General features: G+C 41.7%; 22 protein-coding genes. 20 read left to right on the top strand and 2 right to left on the bottom strand.

The window, feature by feature from the left end; genetic code table 11:
* Nucleotides 1-4 precede the first annotated feature (4 nt).
* The gene (locus QMG91_RS09445) at nt 5-1,555 is read right to left on the bottom strand and encodes a DUF3612 domain-containing protein (protein ID WP_022593447.1); all 1,551 of its coding nucleotides are present in this window, start codon (nt 1,553-1,555) and stop codon (nt 5-7) included.
* A 181-nt stretch (nt 1,556-1,736) separates the two neighbouring features.
* On the opposite strand from QMG91_RS09445, the gene QMG91_RS09440 reads away from it, so the two are divergent.
* The 14 genes from QMG91_RS09440 (at nt 1,737) to QMG91_RS09365 (ending at nt 14,650) form a co-directional block, all read left to right on the top strand.
* On the top strand, nt 1,737-3,908 hold the full coding sequence (locus tag QMG91_RS09440) for a malate synthase G (RefSeq protein WP_281826023.1): 2,172 nt from the start codon (nt 1,737-1,739) through the stop codon (nt 3,906-3,908).
* 56 nt (nt 3,909-3,964) lie between these two features.
* Complete coding sequence (locus tag QMG91_RS09435; protein WP_281826021.1) at nt 3,965-5,563, top strand: isocitrate lyase; 1,599 nt, start codon at nt 3,965-3,967, stop codon at nt 5,561-5,563.
* Between the two features lie 376 nt (nt 5,564-5,939).
* Nucleotides 5,940-6,626, top strand: a complete 687-nt coding sequence (locus QMG91_RS09430) for a hypothetical protein (protein WP_281826019.1) — start codon at nt 5,940-5,942, stop codon at nt 6,624-6,626.
* 99 nt (nt 6,627-6,725) lie between these two features.
* A complete protein-coding gene (locus tag QMG91_RS09425; protein ID WP_005448219.1) occupies nt 6,726-7,202 on the top strand; it encodes a GNAT family N-acetyltransferase in 477 nt (158 codons plus the stop codon).
* A gap of 199 nt (nt 7,203-7,401) precedes the next feature.
* On the top strand, nt 7,402-7,848 hold the full coding sequence (locus tag QMG91_RS09410) for a toll/interleukin-1 receptor domain-containing protein (protein WP_281826015.1): 447 nt from the start codon (nt 7,402-7,404) through the stop codon (nt 7,846-7,848).
* Nucleotides 7,849-8,081: 233 nt separating this feature from the next.
* The gene (locus QMG91_RS09405; RefSeq protein WP_281826014.1) at nt 8,082-8,864 is read left to right on the top strand and encodes a hypothetical protein; all 783 of its coding nucleotides are present in this window, start codon (nt 8,082-8,084) and stop codon (nt 8,862-8,864) included.
* Between the two features lie 145 nt (nt 8,865-9,009).
* Nucleotides 9,010-9,294 carry a hypothetical protein gene (locus tag QMG91_RS09400; RefSeq protein ID WP_281826012.1) on the top strand — a complete coding sequence of 95 codons (285 nt, stop codon included), beginning with the start codon at nt 9,010-9,012 and terminating at the stop codon, nt 9,292-9,294.
* Nucleotides 9,295-9,451: 157 nt separating this feature from the next.
* Complete coding sequence (locus QMG91_RS09395) at nt 9,452-9,787, top strand: hypothetical protein (RefSeq protein ID WP_281826011.1); 336 nt, start codon at nt 9,452-9,454, stop codon at nt 9,785-9,787.
* Nucleotides 9,788-9,955: 168 nt separating this feature from the next.
* Nucleotides 9,956-10,678, top strand: a complete 723-nt coding sequence (locus QMG91_RS09390; protein ID WP_281869973.1) for a hypothetical protein — start codon at nt 9,956-9,958, stop codon at nt 10,676-10,678.
* Nucleotides 10,679-10,804: 126 nt separating this feature from the next.
* Nucleotides 10,805-11,563, top strand: a complete 759-nt coding sequence (locus QMG91_RS09385) for a hypothetical protein (RefSeq protein ID WP_281826006.1) — start codon at nt 10,805-10,807, stop codon at nt 11,561-11,563.
* 98 nt (nt 11,564-11,661) lie between these two features.
* Nucleotides 11,662-12,393 (top strand): hypothetical protein, encoded by a 732-nt coding sequence (locus QMG91_RS09380; protein WP_281826004.1) that lies wholly within the window; start codon nt 11,662-11,664, stop codon nt 12,391-12,393.
* A 166-nt stretch (nt 12,394-12,559) separates the two neighbouring features.
* A complete protein-coding gene (locus QMG91_RS09375) occupies nt 12,560-13,492 on the top strand; it encodes a toll/interleukin-1 receptor domain-containing protein (RefSeq protein ID WP_281826003.1) in 933 nt (310 codons plus the stop codon).
* Nucleotides 13,493-13,661: 169 nt separating this feature from the next.
* On the top strand, nt 13,662-13,922 hold the full coding sequence (locus QMG91_RS09370; protein WP_281826002.1) for a hypothetical protein: 261 nt from the start codon (nt 13,662-13,664) through the stop codon (nt 13,920-13,922).
* Between the two features lie 92 nt (nt 13,923-14,014).
* Nucleotides 14,015-14,650 (top strand): hypothetical protein, encoded by a 636-nt coding sequence (locus QMG91_RS09365; protein WP_172606025.1) that lies wholly within the window; start codon nt 14,015-14,017, stop codon nt 14,648-14,650.
* 22 nt (nt 14,651-14,672) lie between these two features.
* Here QMG91_RS09365 and QMG91_RS09360 read toward each other — a convergent pair whose 3' ends face one another.
* On the bottom strand, nt 14,673-15,629 hold the full coding sequence (locus QMG91_RS09360; protein ID WP_281826000.1) for an IS110 family RNA-guided transposase: 957 nt from the start codon (nt 15,627-15,629) through the stop codon (nt 14,673-14,675).
* 330 nt (nt 15,630-15,959) lie between these two features.
* On the opposite strand from QMG91_RS09360, the gene QMG91_RS09355 reads away from it, so the two are divergent.
* The 6 genes from QMG91_RS09355 to QMG91_RS09325 all read left to right on the top strand — a co-directional run bounded on the left by QMG91_RS09355 (nt 15,960) and on the right by QMG91_RS09325 (nt 19,008).
* Nucleotides 15,960-16,367, top strand: a complete 408-nt coding sequence (locus QMG91_RS09355; protein ID WP_281825999.1) for a pyridoxamine 5'-phosphate oxidase family protein — start codon at nt 15,960-15,962, stop codon at nt 16,365-16,367.
* Nucleotides 16,367-16,570, top strand: a complete 204-nt coding sequence (locus QMG91_RS09350; RefSeq protein ID WP_281825997.1) for a PNPOx family protein — start codon at nt 16,367-16,369, stop codon at nt 16,568-16,570. The genes QMG91_RS09355 and QMG91_RS09350 overlap by 1 nt, the downstream gene beginning before the upstream one ends.
* A gap of 138 nt (nt 16,571-16,708) precedes the next feature.
* Nucleotides 16,709-16,981 (top strand): hypothetical protein, encoded by a 273-nt coding sequence (locus QMG91_RS09345; RefSeq protein WP_281825995.1) that lies wholly within the window; start codon nt 16,709-16,711, stop codon nt 16,979-16,981.
* Between the two features lie 148 nt (nt 16,982-17,129).
* Nucleotides 17,130-17,612, top strand: coding sequence for a GNAT family N-acetyltransferase (locus QMG91_RS09340; protein ID WP_281825993.1), 483 nt, complete (start codon nt 17,130-17,132; stop codon nt 17,610-17,612).
* A gap of 349 nt (nt 17,613-17,961) precedes the next feature.
* Nucleotides 17,962-18,360 carry a hypothetical protein gene (locus QMG91_RS09330; RefSeq protein ID WP_004401495.1) on the top strand — a complete coding sequence of 133 codons (399 nt, stop codon included), beginning with the start codon at nt 17,962-17,964 and terminating at the stop codon, nt 18,358-18,360.
* Nucleotides 18,361-18,501: 141 nt separating this feature from the next.
* Nucleotides 18,502-19,008 carry a hypothetical protein gene (locus tag QMG91_RS09325; protein ID WP_281825991.1) on the top strand — a complete coding sequence of 169 codons (507 nt, stop codon included), beginning with the start codon at nt 18,502-18,504 and terminating at the stop codon, nt 19,006-19,008.
* Nucleotides 19,009-19,139: the final 131 nt, after the last annotated feature.

The raw sequence follows: 19,139 nt of genomic DNA, 5'->3' as shown, positions 1-19,139 counted from the left end.
TCATTCAGATCTGCTCTAAACAGGAATCCTCGTTGCTGTAGCATTTAGGCACCCGAGGGCAAACAGCGCCTCGTGAGCAAATCAGCCTCGCCCTATTATCTATTCCCCGTTCTACCCAGTTAATATTCAGAATTCTCGCCACCGTCATAAGAAGTTTACGTACCTTCAACGGGATTACTGCGGTGCCACCGTTCTGAACACAAGCTTCTTTTAACAGAGTCGCCACTGCAACAGAATCGTGTCCCTGTGCATCAATTGCCGGGTTAAGATCGACCCCAGTGCAAAGCACGTGAGGGTTTCCGGCGAGATCCGTCACCTTTTGGGACTCACAACAGTAAATATGAGGCACATCGTTCTGCATCAAAATTGAAATTTGGGCGACAGTCCGGTCATCGTTCAACTTATCTTCATTTGAAACCATTCTGAATACAGACCAATGCTGACAAGGGTCTTCCACCATTCGCATGTTGCCCCAAGGCAAAGGAATCCCGTTTCCCCGATAGACCGCTTTCAGCTTTCCGGGGTTGTAAGCATCAAAGTAATGCCAGTGCGGGTAAGGAGAAACCGCGGTCATGCGCCTCATGGCGATAGATTCTGAAACGCCTGCCTGCTTGCACACACTAATTTCATAACCGTTTCTGTCCAGCAATTGCCTGAAAGGCACTCTGGGGCAAAGTAGTGCACCAGCAAAAAAGGAGCACTCAAAGTCACGCCACGCATGAAGAATCTTTGTGGAATCAAGTTCGACAGAACCTCCTGGGTTGGACTGATCGCGAACACCATAGCTCGGGTTACTGTCTGCGATAACCATGCTCTTTTCACCGTCACCGTCGTGCAACACCATATGACCAATGTTCACCGCAAGGTCGTACTTTAGTCGAATCGCATCCTTTTTCAGCATCTTATTCATGTGAAGTACATCGGGTGCTTCAAAATACGATCGAACCACTCGCTTTATCTCGACGCCATTTGAACTGATGCTGGTTTCAGGTGTCTCATCGAACCATTTAATTTTCAGACCAATGTTGTCACAGATCTCCAGCAGATCGTCCACGCTGAGTGGCATCCGCTTTTTACCGATCTCTTCTGCTGCCCGCTCCAAGTCGGGAAAGTGATTCTGGTGGTGCTCCTGATGAGCACGAATCAGAAGGTGAGCGAACTGTCTGCCCGTTGTACCAGTCTGAGAAAGCATTTCTGGAATCGCGATTTGAAGGATCTCGTTCGAGAAAAGAAAGCTAGGTTCCAGCGCCATACCCCGAATACCACCCCGGCTTCCTTTTTCCGGAACAATCTCTTGCTGTTCATGCGCATCATCCAGAAACCACTGTACATTTTTCTGAAAAACAGAGGCGATCACTTCCAGCATATCTTCACTGGGTACCCGTTTTCCGCGTTCAATCATCGACAGATACGAGACCGACGGGGCAGATTCAGGGTCCAGTTTTACACAGCGTGACGACAGATCTTCCAGCGTTAAATTGTTTCTTTTCCGTAGGTTACGGATTTTTGTCCCAAGAAAGTGGGATTGTCTAAATAGACTTTTTGTATTTTTCATAGTTGTAAAATTTACATTGTGAAATTTTCTTTGTGAAATTTTAGTAAATATTTAGTTAAAGTGAATGTGTAGCGAACAATAAGCGAGCAAAACGTAACCAAAAAGAGAGATTGCTCACTTAATCAACACTTTCATTATGGAAATAACGCAAAAGAAGAGAACGGTCACGAGGGACGAAGCGATGAATCTACCGCAAACAAAGGAATGTCAATTTCATCAAGGCTTCTATGAGTTTATTAACCAAGAAGTACTGCCTTACACAGAATTAGACGCAAACGAGTTTTGGAATAACGTGACGAAACTGGTCTCGGACCTTGCTCCGGTCAATCAGGCTCTTCTTGCAAAGCGCCATGAACTGCAAACCAAGATTGATGAGTACCATCGTGACAATCGTTCTTTTTCACAAAACCAGTATCAAGAGTTCCTGAAAGACATAGGTTACTTAGAAGAAGAAGGTCCGGACTTCCAAATTGAAACACGCAATGTTGACGATGAAATCGCAAAAATTGCAGGACCGCAACTTGTTGTACCGATTCGAAATGCACGCTTTGCTTTGAATGCCGCAAACGCACGATGGGGAAGTTTGTACGACGCGTTATACGGAACCAATGTTATTCCGAAATCGAGCGCAGGAATGCAGGCGGGGAAAAAATACAATCCAGCACGCGGGAAGAAAGTCATCGCTTTCGCAAAAGACTTTCTGGATGAAACCTTCCCGTTGAATGAAGGCTCGCACCACGACGTTGAAAGCTACACCGTTTACTTTAAAAACCTGTTGGCCTTCTTTCCAGATGGAACACAAACGGGTCTTAAAGATCCGGGTCAGTTTGTTGCCGCAAGTGATTTAGACAGAGAACCCACCTCCATTGTTCTTAAAAATAATGGGCTGCATGTGGAAATCATCATTAATAGCTGCGGAACTATTGGCAGTCAGGATTTAGCGGGGATTGATGACATTCAGATCGAATCTGCCATGTCGACCATTCTGGATTTTGAAGACTCAATCGCAGCGGTAGACGGCGAAGACAAGGTAGAAGCTTATTCCAATTGGCTAGGATTAGTGACCGGGTCACTAAAATCCGAATTCAGTAAAGGCGGTAAAACGCTGACTCGCAGCCTAGCAGAAGACAAAGTATTTACCGGTCGAAACGGTGATGATTATGTACTACATGGTCGATCACTTCTAATGATTCGCAATGTGGGTCACTTAATGGGTATCGACCTGATGACCGACGAAGAGGGCAATGAAGTACCTGAAGGCATTATGGATGCCATCGTTACGTCACTGATAGGCAGCATTGCCATCAAAAATTCCGGCGCTTGCCGAGTAACGAACAGCAGAACGGGAAGTATCTACATAGTGAAGCCCAAGATGCACGGACCTGAAGAGGTCGCGTTCTCCTGTGAGCTGTTCAGCCGTGTTGAGTCCATGTTAGGTCTCGAACCCTACACTTTAAAAATCGGGATTATGGACGAAGAACGCCGCACTTCTTTAAATCTTAAAGAGTGTATACGCCAGGCAAAAGAGCGGGTGGTGTTCATCAACACGGGATTTTTGGACCGCACTGGTGACGAAATTCATACCAGTATGGAAGCCGGTCCGTTTCTTCCTAAAGGTGAGATCAAAAACCAGCCTTGGATTGCTGCATACGAGCAAAACAATGTGTCGGTCGGTCTTGCTTGTGGTTTCTCTGGTAAAGCGCAAATCGGGAAAGGGATGTGGGCAATGCCAGACGAGATGGCAGAGATGATGAAGCAGAAAGTTGCTCATCCTCTATCTGGCGCAACAACTGCGTGGGTGCCTTCACCAACAGCAGCGACGCTTCACTCTTTGCACTACCACAGAGTAAACGTGTTCGATTGCCAACAAGCGCTCGATATCGACACCGCTTCGCTCAAAGGTAACATGCTCAAAATTGCATTAATGCCGCAGGAAACCAACCTGACCACAGAAGACATCGAGAAAGAACTGGAAAACAACATTCAAGGCATTCTGGGGTATGTGGTTCGTTGGGTGGAAATGGGCGTAGGGTGTTCCAAAGTGCCAGACATTAATAACGTCGGTTTAATGGAAGACCGCGCCACACTTCGAATTTCCAGCCAGCACATTGCCAACTGGTTAGCGCACAAAGTGTGTAAGAAAGATCAGGTTGAACGCATTCTGGCTCGAATGGCAGAAGTGGTGGATGCTCAAAATGAAGGTGAAACGGGTTACGTTCCAATGACGCCAGACATTGAATCCAGCAGCGCATACCAAGCCGCCAGAGCACTGATTTTTAAAGGAGCAGCTCAGCCAAGTGGTTACACAGAGCCTCTTCTTCATGAATACCGAAAACAAGCAAAATACTCATAAGTACAAACAATCATCCAATAACGTGAACACAACAAGACTATAAAAAGAGGGATAGCATGGAAAACTACAGAACCGAGACCTCAAATGCTGATGAACTGATCCAACAACAAGGTCAGACTTGGGCAGCGATCAACCCAGAATACGTAGCGCGCATGCGATTACAGAACCGCTTCAGAACGGGGTTAGATATTGCAAGATACACCGCAAAAATCATGCGTGAAGACATGGAGTCTTACGACAACGACAGTGCAAACTACACCCAGTCACTTGGTTGCTGGCATGGATTTGTCGGTCAGCAGAAAATGATTTCCATTAAGAAGCATTTCGAGACGACTCGCGGCCGTTACCTGTACCTGTCTGGCTGGATGGTCGCGGCGCTTCGTTCAGAATTCGGTCCGCTGCCTGATCAATCCATGCATGAGAAAACCACAGTCCCGATGCTAATCGAAGAGCTATACACCTTCCTGAAACAAGCGGATGCACGTGAGCTCAACCATCTGTACAAAGATCTGGATGCGGCACGCAATTCAGGTGATACCGTAAAAGCACAAGCTTTCCAAAATCAAATCGACAATTTTGAAACGCACATCGTGCCAATCGTTGCGGATATCGATGCCGGTTTTGGTAATGAAGAAGCCACCTACTTGCTGGCGAAAAAGATGATTGAAGCAGGCGCTTGCTGTATTCAGATTGAAAACCAAGTATCCGATGCCAAACAATGTGGTCACCAGGACGGCAAAGTAACAGTGCCACATGAAGACTTTCTCGCGAAAATCAATGCGGTTCGTTACGCTTTCCTGGAACTAGGTGTTGACGACGGCGTAATTGTTGCCCGTACTGATTCACTGGGCGCTGGTCTGACACAAAAAATCCCTGTGTCACAAACACCGGGCGACTTGGCAGACCAATACAATGCGTTCATTGATGGTGAAGAGATAACATCTCTGGACCAGCTAGATAGTGGCGATATGGTGATGAAGCAGGGCGACAAATACCTGAAGCCAACGCGCTTACCAAATGGTTTGATTCGTTTTAAACCGAATACTGGTGAAGATCGCGTGGTTCTGGATTGCATTACGTCACTTCAAAACGGTGCAGATCTGCTTTGGATTGAAACAGAGAAACCTCATGTTCAGCAAATCGCTGGAATGGTTAACCGAATTCGTGAAGTAATTCCGAACGCGAAGCTGGTTTACAACAACAGCCCGTCGTTCAACTGGACACTGAACTTCCGTCAGCAAGTATTTGATGCTTGGGCTTCTGAAGGCAAAGACGTATCAAGCTACGAGCGCGAAAAACTGATGAGCAGCGTGTACGATGATTCGGAACTGGCGATGGCAGCAGACGAGAAGATTCAAAGCTTCCAACGCGATGCATCAAGAGAGGCGGGTATCTTCCACCATTTGATTACACTACCTACGTACCACACAGCAGCACTATCGACTGACAACCTTGCAAAAGACTACTTCGGTGAGAAAGGCATGTTGGCATATGTACGAGAAGTGCAGCGTAAGGAAATTCGCCAAGGCTTGGCATCGGTTAAACACCAGGATATGTCTGGTTCCAACATTGGTGATGACCATAAAGAATACTTCTCTGGCGATCAAGCATTGAAAGCTTCTGGTGAAAACAACACCATGAATCAATTCGCTTAAAACACCCCTTAAATAAGAAACGCCAACCTTTAATAGGTTGGCGTTTTTGTGTTTGTGGTTATTACGGCGATATTTTCTAACAAACATGTAATTTCAAGTACAAAAGATAAACGTAATTATTTAGACCGTTAATACTGTATCCAAGTACAGGTCGATTAAATATTAGTCAATGTCCACTTTATTTTAAAATGCGGAGTTCCTTCGCGACATTAGCACTGTGGGATACGGTAAAAACCTCATTGTTTACATTGTCTTATGTGTTATTCTTTGGAGATTCCCACAGGATGAAAAGCGCGCCTGTGGATGAATTATTCGGACATCTTGTCCCATAATAATTGTTAGCATTTTTTCGAAAAAGTGATTTTAGGAGAGTTACTTGGAGATATCTTCGGCTGCAATGGTAGGCTTTCTAGCAGGAGCATTACCATTCTTAAAGTTCTTTCATGATTGGGTGCTGAATCGAAACCAATTCAGAGTTAAAAATTTAGAGTTCTTTTATCAGTGTTTTGATTCAGAGGCTAATAAAGCAAGAAAGCTCGTAGTAGAACAGCAGTTTAAGTCTGTCTTCAAAATTCGAGCTGACTTTGATGTTATTTCACTTTTACTTTCATCGGATAAACCAAGTAAAGCCATTGAGCTTTACCGTTATAGTGATTGTTATGTGGAACCTAAAAACGATAAGTTCGTTCTTAAAACCAAATACACTAGCTCGAAGACTAGAAACTTTGAAAGGTTAGCGAAGTATCCCAGAAATTTCTTTTTCTATATGCTTTGTGCAATGCCATCTGCATATTCTGTTATTTGGGTATACACACAAATCTTAGCCGTCTATTCAAAAGATAGGATTCTTACGTTATCGCTACTAGGCGGTTTGTTTTTTGTAGCGACGTTTGCAGTAGTTCTTGCTCGGGTTGCTTACTTAAAGGTTACTGATTCGAGAAGCATCACTTGTGCTGAAGAACTTGTTGCGATTTACGACAAGAGCTTTCAAAGTGAAGTTATGGGTGTGAGAGCAATGCTAACAAGGCGTTTAAGAGTGATTCGTAACGCTTGGCGCTTTTAGTTTGCGTTGAGTAAAGTGTTTAAGGCGCTATGCAGCAGTTTCAGATGTGCGTTACTCACACCTTAACGCAGCGTTAGGTGCTTGAAGGAAAAGGTAAGTATGGAAATTGCTTTTCAGCAGATAAACATTGATGATTTCGAATTGTGCGTTGCTGCGAGAAAAGATGCATACTTTTGTAGCTTTGGGCATTACGATGGTTTCGACGATTTCATCAGTGGTTATCGTGAACGAGTATTAGACCGGTTAGCAACATCAGGATGGTTCTATATCCATATATTTGTGGATGGTCAGTTTGCAGGGCAGTTAGAGTTTCGTAGCTTTTCACCCGAGCCGGAGACTGGCTATGTGCATCTCATTTACTTAAAGCCGAACTTTCGTGGTTCAGGACTCGCTGCAAAATTGCAGGATTATATTGTAAGCACTTTGAGTAAAGCGGGTTGTTTGCGTGCAGTACTCTCAGTAAGCCGAACTAACCATCGAGCTCTCACATTCTATAAGCGCTATGGTTGGGAGTTCGTGCGCAAGAATCCCAAGCACGATGAAACAGACTTTTACCAACTTTGGCTACGCACCTAACAAACTGTTCAAGAGGGATTCGCAACGCGTGGCATTTTCACTGTGCGTTGATTTTAGTGATTTAGGTGGTTTGCGGCGGGTTCGGTATTGCGTTGCTCACCCCTTAACAGGGCGTTAGGTCATTCAATTAATTTCTTCGTATGCACTGAAACCAGTACAGTATAGAATAATGGTTTATTTGTAGTGGATGCCTATAAGAATGACAGAGATATTTTTTTCATATGCTCATGCCGACGAAGATTTAATGAATGAGGTTCGTCGCCAGTTAATTGTTTTTGAACGTGAACAAAGAATAATAAAGTGGCATGACCGCCAGATTCCTGCAGGAGCTGAATGGAAGACGCAGATTGATGATCGTATTCGTAGTGCTCAAATAATTTTGTTGTTTATGAGCCCGCACTTTTTAGAATCTCGATATTGCTATGAAATTGAAGGACAAGTCGCAATGGAGCGACACCAGTCAGGGGATGCAACTGTGATTCCAGTTGTACTACGACCATGCGCTTGGGAAGCGTCCCCATTTTCTAAGTTACAAGCTTTACCTAAAGATGCTCAACCTATTTCAACTTGGACAAATATTGATGAAGCTAGCCTAGATGTTGCAAGACGAGTCATGCAAGTTGTGGACTCGTTGAAAGCAGAATGACCTAACAAAGCGTTTAAGACAGATTCCCAACGCTTGGCATTTTTCATTCCATCGTTGGGTTTTGTGTTTACGGTGGTATGGTTAGGTTCAGTGGTAGCGTTGCTCACTACTTAACGCGGCGTTATATTCTCTTGGGGTACATCACAAAATTCAAATGTGTCTATAAAACCAGTGGTGTGTATGCATACATGTATTTAAAGTGATTTTTATTTGCTATTAAATGAGAAATCTATATGAACCCAAAAAAGTTGAGTTTAGTGTACCTTGGCGGAGCTCTAGCTGCAGCACTTTACATTTGCCAAGAGTTTATGTTTGATGGAGCTGGTCATACCAAGGAATCCAAAGCTTATGCTTATAGCTTTCAGCTTAATTATTGGGCTGATAACTTGCACGACAAGTTCAGAAGAGTGCGTGAATCTGGTTCTGCAAGTCAGTTGATACTTGGAGATCAACAAGTAAAAGTGAACAAAGAGTTTTTCGTTAATCTTCACTCGTACCATAGGGAGATGAAAGACATACTTCGTGTCCTCCAATATCAATATCAAATTCCACTGAATATCATTACTGATATTGAAGAAATGTCAAAGTACGGTTTTCATACCGCCGATGATGTCGAGAGCTTTGGTGATGAGTGGAGGAAGTTAGAAGCTTTGCTTAATGAGCATGCTCAACGAGAAAAAGCTCTGGAAGGGTATTATCCCAAACTAATTGAGTTGTTTTCGTTTGATTATGAACAAATGACTGATGATGAAAAGGTTGATATTACTGTTAAGCAGATAACAGTGCTCAAAGAACTGTATTCGAGTGAGTTATTATTTCTCAAAAATAATAGCGATCTATTTGAATTTGTAAGAAAGCTTGCTGAGCAATCACATTACTTTTTGAACATATATGAACAAGTCCTAGAACGTTACAATAGCAAAGTAGACTCTCTAGAATCCCTCAAGTTGATAGTAATGTCGTTACTTACGCTACTTTCAATTGTAATAGGAATGAGGTTGGAACGAGACGCATAAAAATATAACAAGCAATTCAAGCTGATTCGCAACGCTCGGCACTTTCGGTTTCAGTTGGTTTAGTGATTAAGGTGAAGTGTTCGGGTAAGGTGGTAACGTTGCTCACAACTTAATTGGGCGTTATGTGCTTGGGTGGATTTGAACTATGAAAAATAGAAAAGTGGTACTTGTTACCAAATCTAGTTACAGTCCTGAAGCAGATGATTTGCTCCTTGAATTACTGGAAAACGGAGCAAAGTTGATATGTATAGTAGGCGTAGATTGCTCTACATGGGAAGATGCGTTGGATGAACTAGCGGTCGGTGATGGTAGCCAAGTTTATGGAGTAACAACCACATCGCATCCCGCTGAATCAGAGTCGGACGTAATTGAGTTTGCAGACTTATTTGCTTTATCAGAAAACTCAAGGGTAAAAGTAGTACGCATATAACAAAGCTTTAAACCGACAAACAACGCGTGGCATTTTTAGTTTGCGGTTACTTAAGTGTATAAGGTGCAATTCGGCGGCTTGTTTTGTGCGTTGTCTGCGGTTTAAGCTGGCGTTATAAGCAAATGATTCAATAATCTAATGAGTACAAGGAATGAAAATGTATAGATATGGACTGCTATTGTTAGCATTGTTTTCAGTGAATTCGAATGCTGTAGAAACACCTACACCATTCAAAATTGATTCAATCTACATGTCTGACCCAAACAATTTCCACTTTAGAGTAGAATCTAATTCAGGTGGTTGGCATTGCCACAATGGACCAAAATCTCCCGCTTGGTCATACATCAATGAAAATGATCCTGGTGCAAAAGGAATGATGTCTGCACTACTTACCGCATTTGCAGCTGGGTACACTGTGAAGCTTCATACTGTTGGTGTTGATACAACTGCTGGTAGACAGTGCCGTATTGTTGAGTTTCGGATAGTTAAGTAGCTAGATCTTGCATATAACAAACGCTTCAAACCGACAAACAACGCGTGGCATTTTTGGTTTGCAGCGATTTTAGTGTTTAAGGCGTAATGCAGTAGCTTGTTTTGTGCGTTGTCTGCGGTTTAAGCTGGCGTTAGGGCTAAGTCAACATTTAGGCGAAGAGGAAATTTAATGAAAAGAACGATTAATATTTTAGGGGTTGTTGTGCCAACCGCTATCGTAACTTGGTATACGATATTCGGAATGTTCAACATTGATATTGGTGATTTTCTTCGGCAATCCATCGGTGGTGGAGTTGGTACATATCGAGCATTTATCGCTTTAGTTACTCTCGTACTATTTTTTGCACTAGTTTATATAGGTAAAACCGCGGTTTCTGGAGAATTAAGCAAAGTCAAAGTAAGGCTTTTTTACATAGCATCTATAGTTGGATTTGTTGCATTCTCAATTTTGGGTAGCGAGTTCAATGCTCCAAAGTTTACCTTTGCTCCTTTTATTAGTGCTGAGTCGGAATATAAGTTCGGGACCGTTGTAAAGCAGTCAGGAATAGAATTTAAGCTCAATTCTTGTTCTAGATCTGGCACTAAGGTGTCCTGTTCCATGGGGGTGTACAACTTAGGGAAAGATATGTACTTCTCAGATGGACATAAGTCTCACCTGATTGACAGTGAAGGCAACAACGCAAGGGTGACTGAGTTTGTTTCTGGTACGCAATCATATAAAAATCTTTACTTGGGTTCTATTTCGGTACCTGTAGATACGAAGGCTACCATTAATATGGCATTTGAAACGCCTGAGATAAGCTCGGCGAGTATAATTAGAGCTATATACTTAAAGCTACGGTTCGACGGGAAAACACGAACCATCGTTTTTAGAAATGTAGCTGTTTCGTAATAGAGTCCTAACAAAGTAATCAAGGTGATGCGTTACACTCGGCAGTTTTGGTGTGGAGTTCAGTGTGCTTTGCTGGTTCAGTGGGGCACACCTTATTGCAGGCGTTATGTCACTCAAGGAGAATATGTGAACCGATTAATGGATGAGAAAGTTAGTGCTCTCTTTTACAAAACAATAAATAGTATCTCTCTAGATGAAAACTCTAAATGTTATGAATCTCTAAAGAGTATTATTGGAGTCGCTACGGGCTTACACAACCTTAAAGTTGCAATACTATCATGTCATAGAGAAGAAAATATTTACTCAAGCAACGTTCTGTTCCGTTCAATGATTGAGCATTACGCAAAATTTTTGATGCTAATGTACAGGTACTCGAGTGAGAATAATAATGAAGTTGGTAGAGATAACCTGATATTTGCTAGAGCTCATGAGTTGAAGAGTTACGGTAATGCTCTGAAACTCTATAAAGAACTCATGGGGCAAGATTCTTCAACTGTATGTTATAAAAAAGCAATTGAAAACTTGAGTATTGAGGTCGCAGGAAAAAAATCAGCAGAACTAAAGAGTGCATTTGACCAATTCGGATATCGTAACGTCGCTAAGTACTTTGAAGCAAACGAAAATGACTTTTTCAAAAGTCAATTGGAAGTATTCGCTCCCATGATGCTTGAGTACTCAGAGTTATCTACCTTTGTGCATGCAGGGCCGGAAGCGAATGTTTCGGGAGCTGATGTCAGTGATGCCTATGTGAATAGGCAGCTTGAAACTATATTCGGATTAGCCGCAGCAGTATATTCTATGACACTTCTAGCTCTTTCAAGAGAATATCCAGAAACATTCGATGTCCATAGAAGAATCGATGGAATCGTGAATGCGCAGACATAACAAGGCGCTGCTACGGAAAATTTACTCGCTGGCGCTCCTAAATTTCCGCAGAGCGCGGCGTTATAGCTTATTGAATCTATTTTTATATTGAGGGGAAAATGAAACTACCATTAGTGTCACCTTTTATTGTTCCTTACGAAGTTTGGTTAACTAGAGAACCAACTTGGGATGAAAGACGTACTTCTCTTGCTACAACAGGGAGAAGTTGCGGACAAATTAAAGTAAGTAGGGTTGCGGTTATTAAAAGTGAGATTGAAGCTGCTAATCGTATATGCAATGTAAAATATGATCCAAGCTTAAGACAACACGTTAACACTCAACTAGATTCATTAGCTTCATATAAGGCTTGGATGCAAGCTACTAATTGGGAGTGTCCAGATTCTCTAATTACATACCAGCAAAATTATCCCAATTATGACATTGCGGTAGTTGAGGACGACATAAAATCGTTTGGCTTAGTTTTAAGTGAAGGTCAGGTTTTGTTTCATGCAGGAGCCTGGCCTGCTGGGCAAACTACTTTTCAAACAACAGAACCTTTTTCAACAAGCTTCTGCCCCGAAGCCGCTTTTAGAAATGCTGAACACAAAGCTAAAGCCTACAATGCAGGTAAATTAGACCTTTTAGTAATAACAGTTAAATCAACAAGCGCTAATGTATTTCCATACCCTAGAGTTGGACAGTTTGCACATGAGAATGAGGTTTTGTTTTCAAGTGGTATAACGCTGACGAAAGTAAACTCTAGTACAGTTGATACCAATTTTAGGGTGATTAAGGATGAGTACAGCGACAAATATGTGGCAGTAAGTGTTGTTGAGGTTGAGCTAACTTAAGCTCGCTATAACAAGCAATTCAATCTGATTCGCAACGCTTGGCGCTTTCGGTTTCAGTTGGTTCAGTGATTAAGGTGAAGTGTTCGGGTAAGGTGGCAGCGTTGCTCACAACTTAATTGGGCGTTAGCAGTCTAATCAATCAAAAATAAGATATAAGAGAGATATAATGACACCTAAAGTATTTATTTCTTATTCACACGATGATGACAGACACAAAGAGTGGGTATTGCAGTTGTCGACTAGGCTTCGGGCAAATGGTGTTGATGTAATACTTGATAGGTGGAATTTGCGCTTAGGACAAGACTTACCTGCTTTTATGGAACAGGGGTTATCTGAGTCACATCGAGTTGTATGCATTTGTTCCGAAAATTACGTTACTAAATCTAACTCCAAGCTTGGTGGAGTAGGATACGAAAAACAAATTATTACGGCTGAATTGCTCTCAGATTTAAACAGTCGGTGGGTTATACCGCTCGTAAGAAATAACAATAGCGAACGAAAGGTACCAACATTTTTAAATGGTAGGCTCTATATAGATTTTGAAAATGACTCTCTTTATGAAGCTCGTTACGAAGAACTACTACGAGATCTAGTTGATGAGCCCGTTTTACCGACTCCAAAGCTTGGTTCTAATCCTTTCCAAACGGCGAAAAAACATGTAGAAGAAAAGTTCTTTCCGTCAAGTGAGCGTTATGTATCTCCAAGTTTGGTTGGGCAGGTTACGTTTGACTACTCGAATAACAATGGTAGGTATGCTATCGGTCAAGGAGCATTATTATTCGAGCTTAGCTTTTCCAAAGCAAGCGATACTTCTATCCACCTATACAAAGAAACCCAAAGTATAGAAACCATAGCAGTAGTAAAAGATAAGTCAGAAATTGATGAAATCGAAGATGCACGTATGTATGACGGCTCCTCTAGAGTCAGGACTGTAGGGCTTCAGCAACTTGCAGTTATCATGAATAAAAATGGTTTTTTCGCTGCGTTTAAAGTTCTAGATATCAAAGATGACTCTCGTAGCGATGAAGTAGATGAAGTTACTTTTGATTATGTAATTCAGAGCAATGGAACACCTGCGTTTAGCGTCCCAAACTGCTAACAAAAACATCAAGGTGACGCGTTACACTCGGCGGTTTTGGTATGGAGTTCGGTGCGCTTGGTAAGTATATCGTGGCGCACCTTATGTTAGGCGTTATACGCCATCCCATTAAAAATATCATGCAATACCCATATACGACATTCGTATTTTTGAACTAAGGAAAAATCATATGCAAAAATTGAAGAGCACTGCACTACCTATTATCTGTGACACATGTGGACAACCAATCAACTCACACCAAGACGCTTATGTTGAGTGGGTTGATCCTAATGGTGTTATATCTAACGTCCATATTGTTCATAACAAGCCAAGTTCTCCTCAAGGTGATTGCTTTCAGCATACCAATCACTTCAATCGCAGTGACTTGGAATTGGAGACCATTTTAAATCCACGTCATACCGATCTCAAAAATGAACTTGGACTCATCTAAATATAAAAATCGCGCATAACAAACAAATCCAGGTGGCGCCTGGGGCGCACCTGATTTGGGCGTTATACGTAGTCAGAGGAAAATAACAAAGAATGAATTGGATACCAGGTAATACTAAGCAGGGGACATTCACCATCGTGATTGTCATCCTACTGTTAGTGTGTATCCGAGTTGGGTTCTACATAAATGAACCTGCGGAGTACTTTTCGGGAAATCTGTTGCCTGAATTGACTGGGATGCTAATCGAGCTATGCATTATATTGTTCATCGTAGATCGCTGGCAGGAACAAAATCGAATACAGCTTTTAATCGTCAAAGAGAAGCGCTTACGTGAGTATCTGATTTTTTTCTTACGACACGGGTTTAAAACATTACCCCGTAAGTATCGTGTAGGTAACTTTTATGGTGAAGAACATAAGCAGAACATTGAGTACCTCGACAACTTGTTTGATTTTATCAAAGCAAATGGCTTAGCTACTCAAGAAATTGATGCCATTCGTTCTCAATGTGACATTGACCTAAATACCTTTGGTAACTTGCTTCCGGTAGCGTCTGAATTAACTGATGACCACTTCAAAGCATGGTCTCGTATCGTGTATTTCATGGTACGTATATCTAAAGGCTTGGGTGATGATGAAGAGAGTATTAAATACATAATCACAAATATTAAACGGTATGAAAGCGCATCCCATGCAAGTGGTATATATGTTGGGTCAAAAAGCGTATAACAAACGACTATGGCGTCAATAGTTAGTTCCTAGCTATGTTTTCATCCCACATGACGCCATCTCTTAGCATTGAGTTTAAGATGACAACCATCTTACGAACGCAGGCGATGATAGCGACTTTCTTCGGTTTTCCTGATTGAACGAGGCGCGTATAAGTCGCTTTGAAAACAGGGTTACACTGCATAGCAGACATCATCGCCATATACAGAACGGTTCGAACTTGTGCCCTTCCTCCTTGAATCACCCGCTTACCTTTGTAACGCCCACTTTCTCGAGTAATGGGTGCAACACCAATGAGGGAGGCCGCTTGTTTATTGGTGATGTAACCCAGCTCGGGAACGTTGCTGATGATTGATGCAGCCGCGATATTTCCAATGCCAGGAACACTTTGCAGGATGTCGTTTTTGGTCTGATAGTCTGGAGATGATTCGATGAGTTTAACCAGCTTATCCTCGATGTTTGAAATCTGGTTTTTCATGGCAGTTAGGATTGGCTTGATGGTCGAATGCTGAGATTTCGGCAATACCTGAATACGGTTCTTCTCCATTGTTTGCATAGAGAGTAGCTGATTGCGACGTATGACTAAGTCACTCATTAAACGTATGTTTTCTGCTTTTATGATGGAGATATCGGGCTTGATTGCTTCTGCGTAATGAGCGATAAGCTCAGCATCTAATCGGTCGTTCTTAGCTCTTCGACCAATGGCTCCTGCAAAGCGTTTAATGTGAATCGGGTTGGCGCGAACAATCGGTAATTTAGCTTCTGCACATGCCAGGACAAAGGGCATTTCTAGGCGTCCGGTTGCTTCAATGACGATACGTTCAGGTGAGTGCTTCTTTATCGTTTTGATGGCGTCTTTGATGCCTTTGTCGTTGTTTGACACAGTGAAAAAGAGATTAAGTGGTCGTACAAAAATATCGAGTTGCGCCTTGCCAGTATCAACGCCGATATTAATGTTTTGAAGTGTGTTGGTATTCATAATAAGCTAACTCTTGCTTGCGAAATGCGGGTTCGAGACCCAGTCGACTATTCGAGGTTTGTGCTTGGAGTCCTATGGGGTGTTCATGTTTGTTATCGGTAGGAGCTAGCATTCAATCGAACTACCCTATAGAAAGCTTTAGTTGCAGCTAAAGCCTGGGTCTCACATTACCCGAATTCAGGAAAGATTATCCATACAAATCTTCAAACCGACAGCCAGCGTATGGCAGTTTTAGTTTGCGGTGATTATAGTGTTTAAGGTGCAATGCGGCGGCTTGATTTGTGCGTTGTCTGCGGTTTTAGCTGGCGTTAGTTTTATCAAGGAAGAATTATGAATGAATTAGCTTCACTAGAAGAAATTAGAGAGATTATTGGCGAGCCCAACCCTCTAGCTAGCAAAAAGATCTACAAGAAGTTAAATAGCAGAATGCAGGAGTTCATTCAGACTGCTCCTCTCGTCATGTTGTCTACTGTTGACGAATTTGGCTTTCCTACTATTTCCCCAAAGGCTGACAGAGCAGACTTTGTACAAGTTCGTGATGAACACACTTTATTGTTACCCGAACTTCGTGGAAACAAACTAGCTTTTTCACTGACAAATATCGTTGAGACGACCAATAGAGTAGGCTTAATTTTTCTCCGGCCTGGTACAGTTGAAACACTACGAGTGCATGGGTATTGTCGCTTGGTGGAAGGCGGTATATGCGATGAAGTCTCAGGTAAACACATAGAGTGCTAATGGTTCTTGAAATATCGGTACAAAACGCTTACTTCCATTGTGGTAAGCCGTTGTTACGCAGTAAAGCATGGGATTCAGCCACTTATATGGAACCAATGAAAGTGTCTTTTGGTAAAGAGATAACTGAAAATACAGATGCAGACCAAGAATTCATACGTGAAACTGATAGAGCGGTGGAAGGTCGTTATAAAACAGACTTGTAGAAATAAAACTAACAATCTGTTTGGGGTTGATTTACAACACTTGGCATTTTTGATTTGAGTTAAGTTTAGTGTTTACGGTGGTAAGTTGGGCGTTGTGGTCCTGTGATTCACACCTTGGTTGGGCGTTATGTGCTAATTATGAATAAATCGAATATTATGTCCGCGATTGTTACATTTGATGTTTCAGAGGTATCTAAAAATACAGACTTAGTATTAAGGTACTTCTATGAAATGGATGATGGTTTAGATATGGGGAGACAATTTGATAAAGAAGCTTCAAAAGCACTACTTGAAAGTGTTCTTAGAAATGAAGAGATTCACCTTTTAGCAACCGAAGCGGACTTCTTACAAGAGAAAATGCCAAATATTGTGAAAGCGATAAAGTATTATAATGACCTTCGTTCGTATTAAAAAACATAACAATCTGTTTAAGAGCAATTCGCAACGCTTGGCATATTCGGTTTGATTCAGCTTTAGTGTCTACGGCACAATGATTTTGGCTAGGTGGTGGCGCTGTTCACCCCTTAGGGTGGCGTTATATTATTTTCGGAGTTTAGAGTTGGAAATTATTTATAAAGAATTAACTAAATGCGATATCGATTTACATAGAGAATTTATTTACATTGCTTTATGGGACTCGCCTGACGAACCTAGACGTTCCAGAGATGTATTGGATCATCCCAAGGTGAAAGAGTACTACATAGATTGGGGCGAAAAGGATGATGTTGGAATAATTGCTTATATTGAGGGAGTAGCAGCTGGATTTATTCAGTTAAGAGTTAAAGACTCAATTACTAAGCAATACTCAGAGTATCCAGAGTTAGCTATTTCTGTTTTACCTCAATATCAAGGGATGGGGATAGGGGTGTTAATGTATAACGAGCTGCTTTCACGTGTTAAACACTTGTACTCAGGTATTCGGCTAGGCGTCAACCCTAAAAATGAAGTGGCAATTAAGTTTTATAAAAAACTCAATTTTGATTTCTATGCTCACCCCGAAGGCTCTTACCCTCAAATGGTTGTAGAGTTTAATAAAATGTAAACTTCAAGTGATGGGTTCTGGAATACCGCTCGACATTTTGTATGTTGCACCACCTATTTAACCGCCACAATGTGCGCCGCCACACGCTTCTAACCCTATACGCTTAGATGGTATATTTGTTAAGTTAGTCAACAGGTTAGGGCGATTTTCGGATTTGTGGAGAATGCTTTTCCGTTGGAATTAACAGCGGGGATGATAAAGTGATTGTTCGCTAAGTCGATACCGCCAAAACAAGAACGGTTAGACATGGTGCCTCCGGTGTTAATTGATACCACCTCAGGGTGGCCGAATCTAGGAAAGGGGAATCCATGTCGTTTGTTAGGTCAATCATTAAATTATGAGTATTAATATGAAAATAGATTTTTGGGGAAAAATTTATATAGGAATAATGTCGATATACTTTATTTTCTCCGGATTTAATGCGCTTTGGGATATTGATAGCAAGCTGGAAAGAATAGGTTTAAGTGCAGTTGATTCTGATGGGGAGATTGCATTTATCTTAATCTATTGCAGTCTAATGATTGGAATAGGTGTAAGTATCGCCCTATTGTATTATTTCAGTAACACATGGGTTCACTCCGCTTTAGTAGCAACAGTGATTATAACTTCGTTCATTGTGTTTCGGTTGGTTGGTTCATATTTAACCGGTACTTTTAGTAGTACTCAAATTACTTTTTTGTTGACTGAAATGATAGAAGTCTCAATTGGTTTGTTTCTTTTATACAAGTCAAATAGGTTCTGTAAATAGTTTACCTTACAAACAATTCAAACAGATCAAAAAACGCGTGGCATTTTTAGTTTTCGCTGGGTTTGGTTAAGGTGGTATGCGGAAGTGGCATATGTACGTTTTTGGCAGTTTAATTGAGCGCTAAATCATAAGGAAGAAACAATGGGTCGTTTATTTTTAGTTATGTGTGTGTTGTTTCCGTGCTTGTCATATGCAGATAATTTTACTGTATTGGTCGGCTACGAATGTAATCAAGTGTCCAATGAAGTATCGGTGACTTATCGCGGAGCGTATAATGAGGCAGGTGATTTACTGAGAGAAAACAAGACCTCGACCCAATGGACTCCATGGTCACTTATAGAATCGATGGAAAATGACGATAGGATCGGTACGTTAAAGACAATAGAGGCTTCTTGTTCTCTTTCTGGAAAGAGCTATCAAATTCTCGTAGGTCCTATTCCAGGAGATATGAATATTCAAGGTAGATGTGGCGCAGTAATGACTGCATGGGCAGAGATACGGGAAGGAAATACTGTTCTCGTTCCTAGGCGTGAGTTTGAATCGGATTGTCATGACTATGACACACCAGTTACAACTGACATAATTTTAGATGCCAAAACTGGCAGAATTGAGTTTAAGACTATTAGTAAGAATGATTTTTACATGTAAAACTAGGTCGGATTTAACAGACAATTTAGAAGTGACTCTCAATGCTTAGCGATTTCACTTCGAGCTGGCTTTGGTGTTTACGGAGTATGGTTTCAGTACGGTGCAATAGCGTTTTCACACCTTGGTTTGGC

The organism is Vibrio nigripulchritudo (genome assembly GCF_027924785.1).
GTDB classification, from domain to species: Bacteria; Pseudomonadota; Gammaproteobacteria; order Enterobacterales; family Vibrionaceae; genus Vibrio; species Vibrio nigripulchritudo.
Note: the sequence above shows the minus strand (reverse complement) of the source record. Positions and strands in the feature narration are given on the sequence as shown.